General features: G+C 68.6%; 13 protein-coding genes. 7 read left to right on the top strand and 6 right to left on the bottom strand.

All coding sequences use genetic code 11. The features are described from left to right. Nucleotides 1-184 precede the first annotated feature (184 nt). Together QFZ46_RS13970 and QFZ46_RS13965 are read left to right on the top strand one after the other, a co-directional pair. The gene (locus QFZ46_RS13970) at nucleotides 185-1,648 is read left to right on the top strand and encodes a sugar transferase (protein WP_307362538.1); all 1,464 of its coding nucleotides are present in this window, start codon (nucleotides 185-187) and stop codon (nucleotides 1,646-1,648) included. Nucleotides 1,649-1,693: 45 nt separating this feature from the next. Next, nucleotides 1,694-3,553 carry a DUF4012 domain-containing protein gene (locus QFZ46_RS13965; protein ID WP_307362536.1) on the top strand — a complete coding sequence of 620 codons (1,860 nt, stop codon included), beginning with the start codon at nucleotides 1,694-1,696 and terminating at the stop codon, nucleotides 3,551-3,553. Between the two features lie 4 nt (nucleotides 3,554-3,557). On the opposite strand, the gene QFZ46_RS13960 is transcribed toward QFZ46_RS13965, so the two are convergent. Genes QFZ46_RS13960 through QFZ46_RS13945 form a run of 4 tightly spaced genes read right to left on the bottom strand, consistent with a single transcriptional unit; the run spans nucleotide 3,558 to nucleotide 6,924 of the window. Continuing rightward, a complete protein-coding gene (locus QFZ46_RS13960; protein WP_307362535.1) occupies nucleotides 3,558-4,586 on the bottom strand; it encodes a MauE/DoxX family redox-associated membrane protein in 1,029 nt (342 codons plus the stop codon). Beyond that, nucleotides 4,586-4,852 carry a hypothetical protein gene (locus tag QFZ46_RS13955; protein ID WP_307362531.1) on the bottom strand — a complete coding sequence of 89 codons (267 nt, stop codon included), beginning with the start codon at nucleotides 4,850-4,852 and terminating at the stop codon, nucleotides 4,586-4,588. Before QFZ46_RS13955 ends, QFZ46_RS13960 begins: the two co-directional genes overlap by 1 nt. Beyond that, entirely contained in the window at nucleotides 4,849-5,712 is an 864-nt protein-coding gene (locus QFZ46_RS13950) for a hypothetical protein (RefSeq protein WP_307362529.1), read from the bottom strand. The genes QFZ46_RS13955 and QFZ46_RS13950 overlap by 4 nt, the downstream gene beginning before the upstream one ends. Nucleotides 5,713-5,721: 9 nt before the next feature. Then, complete coding sequence (locus QFZ46_RS13945; RefSeq protein ID WP_307362526.1) at nucleotides 5,722-6,924, bottom strand: glycosyltransferase family 4 protein; 1,203 nt, start codon at nucleotides 6,922-6,924, stop codon at nucleotides 5,722-5,724. A gap of 97 nt (nucleotides 6,925-7,021) precedes the next feature. Between QFZ46_RS13945 and QFZ46_RS13940 the strand changes: the two genes are divergently transcribed. Genes QFZ46_RS13940 through QFZ46_RS13930 form a run of 3 tightly spaced genes read left to right on the top strand, consistent with a single transcriptional unit; the run spans nucleotide 7,022 to nucleotide 11,207 of the window. Beyond that, complete coding sequence (locus QFZ46_RS13940; RefSeq protein WP_307362524.1) at nucleotides 7,022-9,067, top strand: glycosyltransferase; 2,046 nt, start codon at nucleotides 7,022-7,024, stop codon at nucleotides 9,065-9,067. After that, the gene (locus tag QFZ46_RS13935) at nucleotides 9,064-10,107 is read left to right on the top strand and encodes a glycosyltransferase (protein WP_307362522.1); all 1,044 of its coding nucleotides are present in this window, start codon (nucleotides 9,064-9,066) and stop codon (nucleotides 10,105-10,107) included. The genes QFZ46_RS13940 and QFZ46_RS13935 overlap by 4 nt, the downstream gene beginning before the upstream one ends. Then, on the top strand, nucleotides 10,104-11,207 hold the full coding sequence (locus QFZ46_RS13930; protein WP_307362519.1) for a glycosyltransferase: 1,104 nt from the start codon (nucleotides 10,104-10,106) through the stop codon (nucleotides 11,205-11,207). The genes QFZ46_RS13935 and QFZ46_RS13930 overlap by 4 nt, the downstream gene beginning before the upstream one ends. Before the next feature lie 100 nt (nucleotides 11,208-11,307). On the opposite strand, the gene QFZ46_RS13925 is transcribed toward QFZ46_RS13930, so the two are convergent. Next, a complete protein-coding gene (locus QFZ46_RS13925; RefSeq protein WP_307362517.1) occupies nucleotides 11,308-11,811 on the bottom strand; it encodes a hypothetical protein in 504 nt (167 codons plus the stop codon). A 143-nt stretch (nucleotides 11,812-11,954) separates the two neighbouring features. Between QFZ46_RS13925 and QFZ46_RS13920 the strand changes: the two genes are divergently transcribed. Further along, the gene (locus QFZ46_RS13920) at nucleotides 11,955-13,757 is read left to right on the top strand and encodes an ABC transporter ATP-binding protein (protein ID WP_307362515.1); all 1,803 of its coding nucleotides are present in this window, start codon (nucleotides 11,955-11,957) and stop codon (nucleotides 13,755-13,757) included. A gap of 15 nt (nucleotides 13,758-13,772) precedes the next feature. Here QFZ46_RS13920 and QFZ46_RS13915 read toward each other — a convergent pair whose 3' ends face one another. Beyond that, nucleotides 13,773-14,657: a glycosyltransferase family 2 protein gene (locus QFZ46_RS13915; RefSeq protein WP_307362513.1), complete on the bottom strand. Its 885-nt coding sequence runs from the start codon at nucleotides 14,655-14,657 to the stop codon at nucleotides 13,773-13,775. Between the two features lie 67 nt (nucleotides 14,658-14,724). Here QFZ46_RS13915 and QFZ46_RS13910 point away from each other — a divergent pair, with 67 nt between their 5' ends. Continuing rightward, nucleotides 14,725-15,567 carry an alpha-1,2-fucosyltransferase gene (locus QFZ46_RS13910; protein WP_307362510.1) on the top strand — a complete coding sequence of 281 codons (843 nt, stop codon included), beginning with the start codon at nucleotides 14,725-14,727 and terminating at the stop codon, nucleotides 15,565-15,567. Nucleotides 15,568-15,589: the final 22 nt, after the last annotated feature.

The raw sequence follows: 15,589 nt of genomic DNA, 5'->3' as shown, positions 1-15,589 counted from the left end.
TCTCCTGTTCTGCAGGAGGCAGCTTCCGACGTTGTCGGGAGCAACTGGGGCGCGCATTCTCTGGGGAGGGATTGTGGCATTATCTGGGGAAGCCATTCTGACGCCGCGACTGCGGAGGCAGAACAGAAGCACAACTGGGGCATTGCCGACGGCGATCGCCGCGGCACCGCCTCTCACTCGAGCGGTGCCGACGACAGCGGAAAGCGCCGTCGTCGCGGCGCAGGCCGGGAGATGGCAGCGTGATTACGCATGGCGCCTGCTGCTGACGGACTCGCTGATCATCGTGGGGGTCGTGTTCGGTGCCCAGGCCCTGCGCTTCGGCCAGAGCAACGCCGACCTGTACATCCCAGGCGTCACTGGTGCGGGTTTCGACGTCGCATACACGGCTGTCTCTGCGGTGTTCGTGCTCGCGTGGATCTGCGGGCTGCGTCTGTATGACACCAGGGACGCCAAGGTCGTCGGCAGCGGCTGGGCGGAGTACCGCCGAGTCGTCGATGCCAGCATCCGCGTGTTCGGCCTGCTGGCGATCTTCGCCTTCCTGCTGCACATCGACGTCGCACGCGCGTACCTGCTACTGGCTCTGCCCGCAGGCGTGACGGCGCTCGTGGGCAGCCGCTGGCTGTGGCGGCGCTGGCTGGCCGCCCAGCGCGATGAGGGCCGATTCCTCTCTCACGCGGTGATCGTCGGCGAGCACGCCAAATCTCTGCACATCGCTCGGGAGATGCAGCGCGACAGCACCTCAGGACTCGTGATCACCGGTGCGCTCACCGAACGAGGACCGGGCGTGGAGCTGCTGCCGGGCATCCCCGTCGTCGGCAGCCTTGAGGATGCCATCGCCGGCACTGAACTCGTCGGCGTGGATGCCGTGGTCTACAGCGGTTCCGATCTGATCAGCCCGGCACAGCTACGACAGTTCGGCTGGGATCTGCAGTCGCGCAATGTCGACCTCATCGTCGCCGCCGCACTCACCGACATCGCCGGTCCCCGCATCCATGCCAGGCCTGTCGCAGGACTCTCGCTGATCCACGTCGACTACCCGGCCTTCACCGGTTCGCGGTACGCGGCCAAGCGCGCGTTCGACGTCGTCGTCTCCTCGCTGGCGCTGGTCGCGCTGAGCCCGCTGTTCCTGGTGCTCGCCGTGATGGTGCGGCGTGACGGCGGCCCGGCACTATTCCGTCAACGCAGGGTCGGGCTCGAGGGACGGCGCTTCACGATGCTCAAGTTCCGCACGATGGTGACCGATGCCGAGCAGCGCCTGCCCGATCTGCTCGCCGCATCCGAAGGCAACGGCGTGCTCTTCAAGATGCGCAGCGATCCGCGGGTGACCAGTCTCGGGCAGAAGCTCAGGCAGCTCAGCCTGGATGAGCTGCCTCAACTGGTCAACGTGCTGCGCGGCGACATGTCGCTGGTGGGGCCGCGCCCTCCGCTCATGAGCGAGGTAGACACGTACGAGAAGTGGGTGCAGCGGCGGCTGCTCGTCAAACCGGGGATCACTGGCCTGTGGCAGATCAGCGGCCGGTCCGATCTGTCGTGGGATGACAGCATCCGCCTCGACCTCTACTACGTCGAGAACCGGTCGCTGACAAGCGATGTGGCGATTCTGTGGCGGACCTTGCGCGTGGTGCTGCAGCGACGGGGGGCGTATTGAGCACTCCCGCAGGAACGACCTGCCTCGTGCTCGTACGATGAGTTCATGACGACCAGAGCAGCCGAGCGCGCCCGCCGCGCCGACCGACCGCGCCGCCCCCTGCTTCGCAGCTTCCGTCTGTGGGTTCCAGTGGGCATCGTTCTGCTGCTGATCGTGATCGCCGTCGTCGGTCTTCTCGTCGGCAATCGTCTCTATGACCGGGCGATGGCTGCCAAGGACTCGCTCGAGCAGGCGCTGCCGCTCGCATCGACCGCCAAGGACCAGATCCTCGCCGGCGATTCAGAAGGCGCGAGTGCGACCGCGGCAACGCTGTCGGCACTCACCGCGGATGCTCGGAAGCAGACCGATGACGAGATGTGGAAGAACCTCGAGTGGGTGCCGTTCGTCGGACCCAACCTCCACGCGGTGCGCACCGCGGCCGTCGTCACCGATGATCTGGTCAACGACGCCCTGACGCCGGCGACGAGCCTGAGCCTCAAGGCGCTCACCCCGGTGGACGGTGCCATCAACCTCGCGGCGATCACCGACATGCAGGCGGCCGTGACACAGGCGGCGGATGCCGTCGAGAAGGCCGCGACCGATCTCGACTCGGTCGATCGGGACGCGCTCATCCCCCAGGTGGGTGGCGCGCTCACGCAGCTGACCGATGCGGTCGACGAGATGCAGCCGCTGCTGGGACCGGCCAAGGACATCATCGGCATCCTGCCGACCGCACTCGGCGCAGAGGCACCGCGCAACTATCTGATGGTCTTCCAGAACAACGCCGAGTCACGCGGCACCGGCGGTAACCCGGCCGCGATCGTGATGATCACCGCCGACCAGGGCCGGATCAGTATCACCCAGCAGGCGTCAAGCGCCGATTTCGCCAACGGACGCCCAGAGCCGGTCACCGCGCTGAACCCCGAACTGGAAGCCCTGTACGGCGACAAGGTCGGCCGCTGGATCTCCGACACCACGATGAGCCCCGACTTCAGCGAGTCGGTCGAAGTCATCCGCGCGTACTGGGCCGAGGCCTTCGGCACGCCGGTGGATGCCGTCGTGTCGTTCGACCCGGTGGCCCTCAGCTACCTTCTGCAGGCCACAGGTCCCGCCGTTATCCCCGCGGAGCCGTTCGAGATCGACGGGGAGACCGTGCAGTTGCTCGACGAGCCGATCACCCTCACGAGCGAGAACGCTGTGCCGCTGCTACTGAATGAGGTGTACTGGATGTTCCCCGAGGGGTATCAGCAGGACGCCGTCTTCGCCGCGGCCGCACGATCGATCTTCGACATCATCACATCGGGCAGCGCGGATCCCAAGGCACTTGTGGACAGCCTCGCCCACGCGGTCGACGAGAACCGCCTGCTGTATTCCCCCGCCACAGAGGCTGAAGCCGCGCTCGTCGGCGAGTCGAAGCTGTCGGGCCGGCTGCCCAGTACCAACGAGGAGCGCACGCTGGTCGGCGTCTATGTGAACGACTTCACGCAGAGCAAGCTCGACTACTACATGCAGCTCGATGTCGCAGCGTCGTCGACCCAGTGCACCGCACCCGACAGCCCGACGTTCACCACGACGGCGACGCTGACGAACACCGTGACACCGGAGCAGGCGCCGGAACTTCCACGTCCGATCGCCCCAGGAAACTACTTCACCAAGGGCACCGTCGCCACGTATCTGGTGTTCTACGGGCCGGTGGGTTCGACGTTCACGGGTGCGACGGTCGACGGACAGCCGGTGGAGGTCGGCGGGGTTCAGCACCTCGGCCGCGGCGCGGTCAAGATCGCCGTCGAGAACCTGCCGGCTCAGACCCACACGGTCGAGGCGACCTTCACCGGCGCCGCCGGCGAGTACGGTCCGCTCGACATCCAGCACACCCCGATGGTGCGTACCGTAAGCGAGCAGCTCACCGCAGAAGGCTGCGGCTGACGCTTCAGTGCTGCGGCCGCACCCCGTGCAGGCTCTCGTAAATATCGCCGACGAACTCGGAGACCTCGTCGAACCCTGACACCGGCCCGCCTGCCAGGTAGCCGTCGGCACCGATGAGCACGGCCGTCGGCGTCGCCCAATCGGCGATCGAGCCCTGCACGTAGAAGTACGGATCGTGCAGAGACTGCGGCTCGGTGAGCTCGGTGAGTGCACTGTTCTCCGGAGCCGGCCACAGCAGGAACCTCACCGACACCTCCGGCAGCAGCTCGCGCCAGCCCGGCGTCGCCTCAATCACTGGGCGGCACGCCCCGCAGTCCTCCTTCACTGCGAGCAGCAGCATCGGGCCCCGCGCGGCGAGTTGGCGCAGATTCACCGTGCTGCCGTCGGCCAGCGTCACGGGCACAGCGGGCGTACGGGTGCGGATGTACTCCGCCGGGTCGGCATCGCTCCCCGCGGCGCCCTCAGCGCCTTGCGTGTTCCGGCCTCCGATCGTCGGCACTCCGGCGTCGAGGGCGCTGGCGACGGATGCCGGGTGCCACAACACGAGCGCGACTGTGAAAGCGCCCGCCGCGATGCCGACCAGCCACGACCACTGGTCTCCGAGTGCGGCGAGCGGCCCCCCGAGCAGCGGCGTGCTCCAGGTGACGGCGGTCGCGAAGACCGCCAGGAGCAGGAACCACGCATTGCGCACCACGGTGACAGCCGTGATCGGCTCGCGTGCGCCGAAGCAGGTGCATGAGGCGTCCGCGCCGGCGGCCAGACGGCGCGTCACGAGCAGTAGATACGCGCCGAACAGGATGACGGCGCATGCCGACGCGAGCGCGCCCAGCACCCCGCCGAGGGCCAGCAGCGCGGCGGCCAGCAGCCCCTCTCCCCACGGGTGCAGCCGGATCAGCCAGCCGCGGCGCAGAACGGCGGGAACACCGAGCTCCTCCCATGCGGCGGCGTCTTCCGGTTGCCGCAGCTTCGCCACCCCGCTGGCGACGAGCACGCCAGCGAGGATGAGCGGGGCTGCCATGAACTCCGGTTCCATCAGAATTCCTCCTCATGCAGCAGTTTCACGTCGATCAGCGCGTGCGTGAACAGCACTGCATCCGAGTGCGCGTCATCTTCCGTGCAGATTCCATCTTCGATCAGCCGTACCGCCAGGGCGTGCAGGTCCCGCCCCGGGGCAGCACGCCACACGGCCGCCGCGATATCGGCGAGCACGACGACCGGCCCGTCGGGAAGGGCCGCAGCGAACACGCGGATGCCATCGTCTATCACGCCGACATCCGGGGCCTGAGCGAAGCGCGTCATGATCGCCCCCGTGGTCGCGGTCGGATGCTCCGCAACGCCGCGTCGATTCGCCGTGCAAAGGCGAAGAGCACGTCGATGGGACGGGGTTCCCGGCCCAGTTCGTGCGCGAGCACTGCACGGTTGACCCGCGGCGCCTGCGCGGCCGTGCGCAGCGCGTCTCCGAAGGTGGGGGCCGCTTTGATCCGACCCCACCACTCCGCGAGCCGTCCACCGCCTTGCGACACCGTCTTCCAGAGCAGGTACTCCCGCCGATCGCGATATCGTTCCAGATCGCCGAGGCCGGCGCCGAACGCGACCTCGGCGTGCAGCATCCTCACCAGCCTCGACCGGCGGATCCGCGCCTCCTCGCCCTGAGCGGACCACAACGCGCGCGCCTCTTCTCCCAGCACGTCGAGATCGCGCGCGGCATTGAGCACGAACAGCACCGCCTGCGCATCCACCGATGGAACCGCGCATTCGATCCCTGCAGCGAAATGGGTGCCGTGCCCTGCCCACAGCACGTCGAACGCGTCCTGATCGGGCAGAGCGATCCCGGGAAATCGACGATGCAGGTCGACGTAGCCCCACTCCGCGTGATGATAGGTCTGCGCATGCCCGAACGGCGACCCCTCGGTGAAGGAACTGTAGAGCGTCCAGTCATGGCCGATCAGCGCATCGTGCATGGCCGGAACCGAGAGCGGATCGACGATCGCATCGACGTCGGTCCCGCTTCGTCTACGTCGGCGCAGAGTGCTGTCCAGAGTCGACCCCTTGATGTGCAGCACGCGGATGCCGAGGCGTCGTGCGATCACCTCGATCGCGGCACGGCTGAACTCGATCCGCACATCGAGTGAGATCGGGGTCGTCTCCATCGAGTCCACGGCGTCAGCTTATGCCCGACGACCCGGCCGCACGCGGCGCACGTCGTGGAACACCTCGGCGTGTGCCGCGGCGACGGCGGCATCGTCGAGCAGCCCCGGCGTCTGCGCAGCCGCAGCGCTCAGACGCTCGCACTGCGCGGGATCGTCGGCCAGCTCACGCAGCACCCTGGTCAGCTCGTCCACCCTGCGCGGCGGTACGGTTCGTCCGTTGACACCGTCGTCGACCCACTCCACAGGCCCGCCTTCGGCGGCGACCACGGTGACGGCGCCCGCGGCGAGGTACTGCAGCACGTTCTGCCCCATCGGCTCGGCGCGGGTGGAGTACTGCACCGCGATGTCCCAGCGCGCCAGCAGCGCGGCGGTGTCGTCGACGTGCCCGAGCAGGCGCACGCGGTCTGCCATTCCGAGTTCTGCAGCGCGCTCGCTGAGCCGCTCGGCGAACCCGGCCTGCTCGAACGGCGCTCCCCCGGCGAGTTCGAGTTGCGCCGTCCCGGTCGGGAACGCCGCAGCGAACGCCTCGAGCAGTTCGAGCTGTCCCTTCCAGGGATCGATGCGTGCCAGCATCCCGATCCGCAGCGGACCGGCCGGTCGCGCCTGCCGCGTCCGGCCGAGGGAGAGCGTCAGTCCGGATGCGCTGTGGATGACGACTGCCGCCACCCCTGGCCGCAGGAACGGAAGGGCCCCGGCGAGGGTGGTCCGGGAGTTTCCGATCACGGCATCCGCCCGCGGCAGCACGACCTTCGTCATCAGGCGATACCCGAGCGCACCGAGGCTCTCCTCGTCGATCATGTCGCGCAGCTGCACGACCAGCGGCGTGCGCGAGAGCTGAAGGGCCAGAGCCGCGTACGCCGCGGCCCTGGTGCTGTTCGCGATGACGACGTCGGCCGTTCGGACATTCGGGTGGGTTCGGGTGAGCACGGCCTGATACAGCAGACGTGCGGCGAGCGCGGCCAGCCGCAGGGGCGACGAGCCGCTGCCCCCTGCGCTCTGACGCACCCCGCGCGTGCGTCGGATGACTGACGATGGCAGCTCGGCGAACACGTCATCCTCGTCGATCGCCGGCACAAGCACCGCCGGAATCCATGCGTGTTCCGAGGCGGACTGCTCTGCGGCGAGCAGGCGCACGAGAGCGAGCTCGGCGCCGCCGCGCACGGTGGTGTGATCGAGATGCACGACGCGCAGAGTGCGCGCACTCGAGTACGAGTTCCCCACGTTTGCCTCCCCAGAAGGCTGCTATCCGTCCCGCACTCCCCAGCGCATGGATGGACGGATAGTGTTGCTCACACAGAGCATATCCTGGGGAGGCAATGTGCGGGTACTTCGGATTTCGCACAGCGCCGCGGTCGCCGCATGGCGGGGTCGGGAGCGGGCCCTCCGCCGGCGGGGCGATGATGTCGCGCTGATCACTGCACGGCGCTGGCATGCGGGCGGCGTCTGGGTCGAGCTGGATGCTGGCGCTGACGAGAACGTCATCCCCGCCCGCGCTTTCGGGACTCATCCGGCGCTGTTCGTCTATGACCCACGGCCGCTGTGGCGCGCTCTCGGCGAGAAATGGGACGTGATCGACATCCACGAGGAGCCGTTCGCCCTCAGCACCGCCGAAGTGCTCGTGGTGCGGATGCTGCGGCGAAACAGTGCTCCGGTCGTGCTCTACACCGCGCAGAACCTGCAGAAGCGCTACCCGGCGCCGTTCCGCTGGCTGGAGAGGTGGGCGCTCGGCCGCGCCGGCGGCATCTCGGCGTGCAACACCGAGGCGGCACGGATCGCAGAGGCCAAGGGCTTCGCCGGTCGCGCTCGAGTGATCCCGCTCGGAGTGGACACGGTCTCCGAAGCAGATCCGACTTCGGGAGTCGCTGCGGCCGGCGCTGACCCGGCAGATGGCCGAGACACCGACCGCATCACGGTCGGGATGCTCGGGCGCCTGGTGCCGGAGAAGGGCATCGCCACGCTTCTCGACGCCCTCGCGCTCGACCCTCGGCTGCACGCGCGGATCGGCGGATCCGGGCCACTCGAGAGCAGCCTGGACGACTGGACGGCACAGCGCGGGATCGCGGATCGCGTCGCCGTGATCGGGGCAGTCGATCCCGCACGGGTGGAAGATTTCTACCGTTCCATCGACGTGCTGGCGGTGCCGTCCGTGCCCCGGCCGGGGTGGACCGAGCAATTCGGCCGCGTCGCGGTCGAGGCCATGGCGATGGGGGTGCCGGTGGTTTCCAGCGACGCCGGCGCCCTGCCAGACGTCGTCGGCGGTGCGGGCATCGTCGTGCCGAGAGAGGATCCCACCGCTCTCGCCGCAGCGCTGGTCGAAGCCGCCGGTCCCCGACGCGCCGAGCTGGTGACCGCCGGGCGGGCGCGCGCCGCGGAGTGCAGTTGGGACAGCGTGGCCGGCGCGTACCAGGACCTGTACCGGTCGGTCGTACGCGGTGCCGCGAACGGTTCACCAGTGGCCGAGAACGCAGAAGTTCCTGGCCCCGTCGAGATCATCGTCGTGGCGTACGGGGCGCCGCAGATGCTGCGCAGAGCGCTCGAGCCCGTCGCCGGGCTCGCCGTGACCGTGATCGACAACTCCTCGCTGCCTGAGATCGCTGCGCTGTGCCGCGATCTCGGCGTGCGCTACCGCGATTCCGGAGCGAATCTCGGATTCGGTGCGGCGGTGAACCTCGCTCTGACCGACCGTCTGATCGCCGGCGCCGATCTACTGCTGCTGAACCCGGATGCCGAGATCGACCCGGCAGGCATCGAGCAGCTGCAGCGGGCGCTCCGCGCCGATCCGTCGCTCGCCAGCGTCGGGCCGGCCCAGGTCGACGGCGACGGCCGTCGTGCTCGAGTGGAGTGGCCGTTCCCCACCCCGCACCGGGCGGTCATGGATGCCGTGGGCCTCGGACGTTTCCAGCGCGGAGCGCACTTCGTGATCGGGTCGGTTCTGCTGCTGCGTGCCGAGGCGCTCGCGCAGGTGGGCGGCTTCGACGAGCGCTTCTTCCTCTACGCGGAGGAGACCGACTGGGCCTATCGTGCGCACCGACTCGGCTGGCGGCACCGCGTCGTCGACGAAGTGACCGCACGGCACATCGCCGGCGGCACGAGCACGGATCCGAGGCACCGCGAGGCATACTTCTTCGCGTCGCAGGAGCGCTACTTCCGCAAGCACTTCGGCACCGCCGGGTGGGCAGTCGCCCGCGTCTCCGGATGGGCCGGCGCGCTCGCACGGGCAGCCGTGCTGCGCGGAGAACGCCGCACCCAGGCGCGACGTCGCGCGGCGAACTACCGACTGGGTCCGATCCACGTCGAGGCGCGCTTCCGTCCGGATGCCGTCCACGAACGCCCGGTCGGAGAAGGGCAGGAGGCGACACGGTGACGCCGCTGCGCATCCTCCACACCATCGCATCCGACCGCTTCGCGGGTGTGGAGCAGTTCGTGAGGCGTCTCGCCGCCGCGCAAGCCGAGCACGGCCATCATGTGACAGTGGCCGGCGGTGCCCCCGGGCACATGAGCTCGACGCTGGAGCGGGCCGGCGTCCACGCGGTCCCCGCGCGCACCGCGCTCGACGTCATGAGAGCAGTGCGTCGCACTCCCGCCGATGTGGTGAATTCGCACATGACGGCGGCGGACGCGGCATCCGCCATCGCCCTGCTCGGCCGCCGGACCGCGCTCGTGTCGACCCGGCATTTCGCGGGACGACGCGCACACGCGGGTCCCCTTTCGATAGATCCGTTCCTCCGCCGAGTCGATGCCGAGATCGCGGTGAGCAGGGCCGTGGCCGCGGCAACGGGCATGGCGAGCACGGTGGTGCACCCTGGCCTGCCCGCCGCCACGAACACCTCGGACGATCAGCCTCGTCACCCCGTTGCGCGCCGCATTCTCATGGTGCAGCGGCTGCAGCCCGAGAAGCACACCGCGATCGGCGTACGGGCGTTCGCGACATCCGGTCTCGCTGCCGAGGACTGGGGGCTCCTCATCCTCGGTGAAGGACCCGACCGCGCCGAACTCGAAGCGCTCATCGCCGAGCTGGGCCTCCGCGATTCAGCCCTGCTGATCGGCTTCCGTGACGATGTGCCCGAACTCCTGAAGTCCTCTTCCCTGTTGCTGTCGACGTGCCCGGTCGAGGGGCTCGGGCTCGCCGTCCTCGAGGCCATGTCGTTCGGACTCGCCCCCATCGCCGCCGGTGCGGCCGGTCATCTCGACCTGCTGGAGGGACTCGACGAGCGCGCGCTGTTCCGTCCCGACGACGTGGCTGACGCCGCGACGGCGCTGCGTGCCTTCGCAGACGATCCGGATCGTCGCCGACGGCTGGCGGCCGCGGCGCGCGAGCGCGCGCTCTCGGAGTTCTCGATCGAGCGTCAGGTCGCCGGCACCGACGCCGTGTACCGCGACGCGATCGCCGGGAGGCTCGCATGAATGATCTCATCGTGCTCTCCCTCGAGCGTTGGGATGCCGTATGGCGCCGCAACCAGCACCTCATCGCCGGGCTCGTCGCCGCCGATCCGATGCTGCGAGTGCTGTTCGTGGAGCCGCCGGACGATCCGCTGCATGATCTGCGCGGGCGACGCGGGCCGCAGTTCGGTACCCCGCTGACGCCCATCGGCGAACGGCTCTGGACATTGCGGCCGGTGAAGTGGCTCCCCCGACGATGGGACGCGGGCGGCGATGACCGCAGGGCACGGGCGATCAGACGGGCGGCGGCGCAACTCGGCTTCACGACACCGCTGCTGTGGGTCAACGATCCGGCCGCTGCCGGAATCGTCGCGCTCACCGGTTGGCGTTCGCTCTACGACATCACTGACGACTGGCTGAGTGCTGCTCGTCCGGCAGCTGAGCTCGAGCGGATCGCCGCAGGCGAGGCTCTGCTGCTGAATCGTGCCGACGCGGTCGTCGCGTGCTCTCCCGAACTCGTGCGTCGAAAGAGCCCGCAGCGCGACGACATCCATCTGGTGCCCAACGGCGTCGATCTCGAGGCATATCGCGCGCAGGCCTCCCGGCCAGGCATCATGCCGCCGGCACCGGTCGCCCTCTACCTCGGCACCCTGCATGACGACCGTCTCGATGTGGAGCTGTGCGTGCGCGTCGCCGATGAGCTCGCAGACCGGGTACGGCTCGTTCTGGCGGGGCCCGATCTACTCAGCGCGGCCGACCGCGACCGGCTCGACGCCGCAGGCGTGCTGCGCCTCGGATCGGTCGCTCGCGACGATGTGCCGGCGTTCCTGCAGCATGCCGACGTGCTGATCGTGCCGCACCGGGTCACGACGTTCACCGACAGTCTCGATCCGATCAAGCTGTACGAGTACCGGGCTGCCGGACGTCCGGTCGTCTCGACCGCGGTCGCCGGGTTCCGCGATAGCGCGGACCCGCGCATCCGGATCGCCGGCGGGGATGACTTCGCTCACGCGGTGGGAACTGCGCTCGAGTCATCAGTGCCGGAGGGGTCAGCAAGCGCCGCCGACATCGACTGGAGCGCACGAGTGCGTCAGATGGGTCAGATCCTGACGTCGATCCGCTGAAGTCGTGGCAGATCGGCTGATCAGGCAACAGCAGCCGCGGTCAGGCAGGATCCAGCGAGGCCGCTGCCCGATCAGGCAGCCTGCCGAACAGCGGTGCTGGTTACTTGCAGCAGTCCGGCGGTGTGGCCGGAACCGTCACGGTGACCTGAATCGGTGCGTGCTCCATGTCGGAACCGTCGATCTCGTGGCCCCATGTGACGCTGAAGCCGAGCTGGAAGTCGAGGTTGGCGCTGTTGCCGCTCGTGGCGTTGAAGTTCACGTTGAGTGAGCCGCCGGCTGGAACCGTCCACGGCAGCGGCGGGATCGGGTTCAACCCGAACGCGATACCGCTGGTGTTGACGTTGATGACGATCGCCGTCACGTAGATGGTCTTGTCGCTCGGATTGTTCACCGTCGCGGGCACACTGTAGCCCTTGACGATCGGAGCGCAGCTGTTGCCCGGCGCCTTGCACGCGGCGCCTGGTGTGATGGTGGGCGTATCGCCGGATGCCGCGAATGCCGGCACCGGCGCGGCTATCGCGATCGCCGGTAGAGCCCAGGCCATCGCCTTGGTCACGGTTCGGCGGCTGATGCCCTCCGAAGTGGTCGCTACTTTGTCAACCATGAGGTTCCCCAATTGTCCCCGCCGCCACCCCGGGCTCTCCCACAGAGCACTGAATGAGTGACGACGCGCTAATCTTAGCCTAGTGTCGGCCTTTTGGAACAGGGTGTTCTGACGAGAAGATCCCCGCCATCGAAAGGTGAAGAATGAGCACCTCTCCAGGCATACCGACGATGCTGCGCCGTCTGCTCGTCGTGACCGGCGCCAACCCGATCGCCTGGATCGCCGGAACGGTGTTCGCCTCGCTCGCCCTGGCCGCGCTCGACACCATCGGCGTCGCAGCCATGGTCCCGCTCATGCAGCTGGTCACCGGCGAGACCGGCGACAGCTTCGTGATCGACGCGGCCGCAGACGTACTCGGCACGACCGACGTCAACACGCTGCTGCCCGCCGTCGCAGGCCTGGTCGCCGTGGCGTTCATCCTCAAGAGCATCGGAGCCCTGGTGTTCCGGTGGTGGCTGATAGGTCGCACCTCGCGGGTGTCGGCACGCGCCTCGTCCGAGCTCATGCGGCGCTTCGTGCTCTCGCCCTTCGCCAAGCACCGCTCCCGCGCGATCAGCGAGACGTACTGGAAGATCACCGACTGCACCTCGCAGGCCGCCAGTGTGCTTCTGGGCGTGGTGAGCCTGTTCAGCGACTTCCTCGTGCTCGCGGCGATCACCGTCGTGCTCGCTGTGAACTCGCCCGTGGCGACGCTGCTCACCGTCGTCGTGTTCGGACTGCTCATCGCGATCACGCAGCGCGTGCTGCGCCCGCGCCAGTTACGCATCGGCGAGCAGACCGCGCAGGCGAGCCTGGAGAGCTGGCAGTTCCTGATGCCCGCCCTCGACGGCTTCCGCGAGACCCGGCTCGCCTCAAGCGCTGGAACCCTGGTCGACGGCTTCCGCACGACGCAGCTGCACCGCGCCGACCTCAACCGCACGCGCTCGATCCTCGCCGAGATCCCCCGGTATTTCCTCGAAGTCGCGTTCATCCTCGCGATCATCGCAATCGCCTGGGTCCTCACCGCGATCGGACAGGGCGCACAGGTGCTGCCCGTGCTCGGCCTGTTCGCCGCCGCATCCATGCGCGCACTGCCGACAATGACACGGATCACGTCGAACTTCGCCACGGTGCGCAGCGGCCAGGCCGGCCTGCGCATTCTCACCGAGACTCTGGACGAGCTCAGCGCCGACGCCCCGCATGAGGAGCAGCGCCGCGACGAGCGCCGCTTCCTCGGCGACATCCAGTTGCAGAACGTCACGTTCCGCTACGAAGATGCGGATGCCCCGACGATCGATGACCTGAGCCTGAGAATCCCCGCCGACCAGACGACGGCGTTCGTCGGCTCGAGCGGTGCGGGCAAGAGCACGCTGCTCGATCTGGTGCTGGGATTGCTCACGCCGACGAGCGGAACCGTGACGAGCGGAGGCCGCCCGATCAACGAGGATCTCGCCGCCTGGTACGCGGAACTGGGCGTCGTCCCGCAGGACGTCTTCCTCACGAACGACACCCTGCGCGCGAACATAGCCTTCGGCGTCGCGCCGGAGAACGTCGACGACGAGCGCCTCCGGTCTGCATTGGAGATGGCGCAGCTGCGCGACCTGATCGACCAGCTCCCCGAAGGCCTCGGCACCGCCGTCGGCGACCGCGGCGTGCGACTCTCGGGCGGACAGCGCCAGCGCGTCGGTCTCGCCAGGGCGCTCTACCGTGAGCCGAGCGTGCTGGTGCTCGATGAGGCCACCTCGGCGCTCGACAACGCGACCGAGCACGAGATCGCGCAGACACTGAACACCCTGCGCGGCCGGATGACGATCATCGTGGTGGCGCATCGGCTGTCGACCGTGCGCGGCGCGGACGAGCTCATCTACCTCGACTCGGGCACTGTCGCCGCGGCCGGGACGTTCGACGAGGTCAAGGAGCAGAACCCTGACTTCGCGCGCCTCGTCGAACTCGGCAAGCTGGAGTGAACACGCGATGTTCCGTCACGAGCGGATGCGCCGCACCACGGCCTGAGCTGACGACCACGGCGTCAGCAGCACGTAGCCGACCAGGCGTGCGGCGTACGCGCCGTCGCGATGGCGTACAGCCGTGATCAGCTCACCGAGGTTCTCGTCCGCCGCTTCGTGGCGCATCTTCTGCAGACGCTCGTCCAGCGCTGCAACGATCGACTGCTGCCCGCGGTCACGCGCCTCTTCGCGAAGACGGCGCACCGAACGGGGCGCGCTCAGGCGTCCGTCGAGCATCCGCCTGCTGACGTTGCCGGAGTGACGGCGGTAGCCGACCAGCGCATCGTCAACGGCCACTGATTCGCCGTGCATCAGCAACCGGCGGATGAGCTCGTTGTCCTCGCCGATGCGGATGCCGGGGTGGAAGCCGCCGATCTCCTCGAAGATGTCATGGCGCACGAGCAGTGTGGTGATGCGCGGCAGCGGAACGGCACCGCGGAGCATGTCGAGTGCGGGCACCTGCCTGACCCGCCAGCCCGTCCCGAAGGCCGTGCCGTCGGCGTCGATGTACCAGCCCCCGGTGTGACTCGCGATCGCGTGCGGCGCGGCATCCAGAGCGGCACGCTGCGCCTCGATCCGACGCGGATGCCAGACGTCGTCGTCGTCGAGGAAGATCAGCCAGTCCCCCGAAGCCACCGCGGCCCCAGCGTTCCGCGCGGTGGAGACGCCCTTCCCCGGCGAGCGCAGATATCGCAGACCGTGCTCGCGGGCGAAGCGCTCCAGGGCGCCGTCCGGTGCGCCGTCGTCGACGAGGATGATCTCGTGAACGGCGGAGGTCTGCGCCTTCACGGAGTCCACGGTATCGGCGAGGTACGGACCGCCGCGGTTGGTCGCGATGATCACGCTGATCGTCTTCGACATGCACGCTCCCCTCGCTCGAACCATGAACCACTCGGGTCACGGGTCAACGACCCATAGGCTATCGAGCATGCCACGCACGACGCCGTCCACGTTCATGGAGCGGGCCTTCGCACACGCCCGCTGGCGCGTGCGTCGGGCGTTCACCGTGGCGGTCGATCGGGTGCGACGCGGCGACCGCACGGTCATCAGGACGCCGCCCGCCGGCCTCCGCTTCGGCAACTGGATGTACCTGTGGCTCGACGCGCACCAGAAGTCCGCTGCCGGCCACCCTACAGTCGTTCTGGCAGCACCGGGCATGCAGCCCTGGCTCGAGGCCTTCCCCCGGCTGCGCGCGCTGACGGTCGCGCACGAAGAGATGCGATTCCACGACCGTCGCGAGTGGAACGACCGTGACTGGCGACAGGTGTACGGCACCGACTTCACCCGCGAGTCGCTGCAACGGTTCGTGCGCGAGTGCATCGCCGACGGCATTCCCGAAGGCCCCGCCGAGCGCATCGTGATCAACGTGCGCCGCGGCGACTACTACGCACGCCCCGAGCTTCGTGAACTGTACGGGTTCGATCAGGTCGGTTACTTGCGCGCCGCGCTCGCGGAGTTCGAGAGCGTCGATGATGTGCTCGTCGTCTCGGATGACGCCGACTGGTGCCGCGCGAACGTCGCTCCGCTGGCACCCGCCACGGCGAGGTTCGAGTACGCCGAACCCGATCCGGTGGGCAACTTCCTGAGCGTGGCCGGCGCACGGCGCATCATCGGCACGAACTCCACGTTCACCTATTGGGCGGGGTACGTGGCAGACGCGATCCGCCCGGATGCCGAGATCGTGATGCCGCTGTTCCACAGCAGGCTCGAGGACCACACCGACGCGCACCAGCTCGATCCGCGGTGGACAGCGCTGCCCGGATTCCACTGAACAGCGCGCATGCCCGTTCGTC

Source organism: Microbacterium murale (assembly GCF_030815955.1).
Lineage (GTDB): Bacteria > Actinomycetota > Actinomycetes > Actinomycetales > Microbacteriaceae > Microbacterium > Microbacterium murale_A.
The sequence above is the reverse complement of the archived record's forward strand: the minus strand, read 5'-3'. Positions and strand labels throughout refer to the sequence as shown.